Annotated in this window: 2 protein-coding genes and 1 pseudogene; all 3 read right to left on the bottom strand. The window is 62.2% G+C overall.

Going from position 1 to position 1,952, the window contains the following annotated elements:
• Positions 1 to 29: 29 nt before the first annotated feature.
• Entirely contained in the window at positions 30 to 1,265 is a 1,236-nt protein-coding gene (locus EPO09_RS10570; protein ID WP_290642874.1) for a tetratricopeptide repeat protein, read from the bottom strand.
• Between the two features lie 6 nt (positions 1,266 to 1,271).
• Positions 1,272 to 1,778 carry a cytochrome c-type biogenesis protein gene (locus tag EPO09_RS10565; RefSeq protein ID WP_290642872.1) on the bottom strand — a complete coding sequence of 169 codons (507 nt, stop codon included), beginning with the start codon at positions 1,776 to 1,778 and terminating at the stop codon, positions 1,272 to 1,274.
• A pseudogene (locus tag EPO09_RS10560) lies at positions 1,771 to 1,952 on the bottom strand (DsbE family thiol:disulfide interchange protein); the annotation flags it as partial. The gene EPO09_RS10565 and the pseudogene EPO09_RS10560, both read right to left, overlap by 8 nt.

Genomic DNA, 1,952 nt, shown 5'->3' with positions numbered 1-1,952 from the left:
GTCGCTGAGTTGCGTCAGCGTCCCCAGCCTTATCGGATGGCGTCCTGGATGTCGATGTTGAGGTGCTGCGCGCCGACCTTGACGGTGCCAGATTGACCGATCCAATCGCCTGCTTGAGGCATGGCATCGCCGCTCTTCGAGATGCGTGCGTTGACGATCACCTCATTGAAACCTGACAGCTTGAACTGCGGCGCCATGGCCATGGCATCGGTCAACTCGAACTGATAGGGCAGATCTCGAACCTGTTTGCGGATGATGGCCAGCGGCATCTTGGGGCCTTGTGCGGCCTTGGCGTAGATGAACACCGTGTCGTCTGGCGAGACCTTGCCTGCCAGTTGCGGTGACAGGGTCACGGTGCCCGAGATCTGTTTGTTGCTCGCTGGCGTGCTGTTGCTCGGTGTTGCGTCGGCTTTCAAGACCGGCAGGCCCGCGCGCTGACGAGCGTCGTCCAGCGCTGATTGCATCTGCCGGGCCAGGTTCGGATTGTCAGCTGGAGCGTGTTGAACAGCGCGCTCCCATAGCGAGGCGGCAGCCTTGTAGTCCTGCTTGTCGTAGGCCACCGTGCCTGACAGCGACAAGGCCTTGAAGTTGTTCGCGTCCAGGCTCAAAGCCTTGTCGATCAGCTTGATGGGCTCGCCATCGAGCTTGCTGCCTTGTGTCACGGCCAGCGCATCGGCGTAGTCGGCATAGAGCTGCGCATCGGCCGGGCGTTGTTCGATGGCTTTGCGGTAGGCCGGCAGTGATTCGTCAAAGCGACGCAGGGCGGCATAGGTGCGGGCCAGCATGGCCCAGCCTTCCGGGTTGTTGGGCTCGGCCTTGAGCTTGTTGGCCAACCCTTCCACCATGGCATTGATCTGATCCTGGTTCATGGCGTGGGGTGCGCTGCTGCCCGGTGAAGCGCTGTTGCCGCTGCCCGTGTCATTGCCCGCGTTGCCATCGGTCGCACTTGTGCTCATGGGTGCCGTGTTTGGCCCCACTTGCCAGGCACTGGGCGTACCCACCAGGTAGTAGCCCGCAGCGCCTGTCGCCACCACAAAGGCTGCCATGCCCCACTGCATCTTGCGGGATACGCTTGGTCTTGCTTCGGATGCGGTTGATGCTGCTGATGCGATTGGTGAAGCAGCGCCGCTCATCACGGTATCCAGCAACTGCCGCTCCAGCCTGGCTTTGGCATCCTGATAGGCTGCATCGGGCAGGGTGCCGCTGGCATGCAGATCAGCCAGTTGTTGCAACTGGGTCTTGAGTTGGTTGATGTCCTGGCTCATGGTGTCTCAAGGCTCGTCCGGTTGATCCGGGGTGTCGGGGTCAAAGGCATCGGCTTGCATGCGGCTGCGCCGACGCAGGGTCCACCACAGAAAGGCAAGCCCCCCCACAGCCAGCAGGCCCGGGCCGAACCACAGCAGCGCGGTGCTGCGGTCCACCGGCGGGCGGTAGAGGATGAAATTGCCGTAGCGCGCGGTCATGTAATCGCGGATCTGCTGCTCGTTTTGCCCGCGCTGCAATTGCTCGCGGATCTCCTGTCGCAGATCACCCGCCAGGCCTGAATGCGAATCGGCAATGGTCTGGTTCTGGCAGACCAGGCAGCGCAGTTCGCTGGCAATGGTCATCATGCGGGCTTCCTGCTCGGGGTTCTCGGCCAGCAGGGCGGCTTCACCTGCCCAGGCGGTTTGCTGCAAGGGCAGGGCGATGTGGAGGCTCAGCGCCAGGCCACAGCAGGCCAGCCAGCGCAGTGGCAGCCTTGCCCATGAGCGTGTTTGGACGGTGGAAAGCTCAGCCATTGAGTTGCCTCAGCATGGGTTCGATTTCATCGGTCAGCACCTCTGGCGTGATGGGGCCGATGTGTTTGTGGCGAATCACACCAGCCTTGTCGATGATGAAGGTCTCTGGCACGCCGTAGACGCCGAAGTCGATGCCGATGCGGCCGTCGTGATCGAACAGCGATTCAACGTAAG

The sequence above is a fragment of the Aquabacterium sp. genome, assembly GCF_004297345.1.
Lineage (GTDB): Bacteria > Pseudomonadota > Gammaproteobacteria > Burkholderiales > Burkholderiaceae_C > Aquabacterium.
Note: the sequence above shows the minus strand (reverse complement) of the source record. Positions and strands in the feature narration are given on the sequence as shown.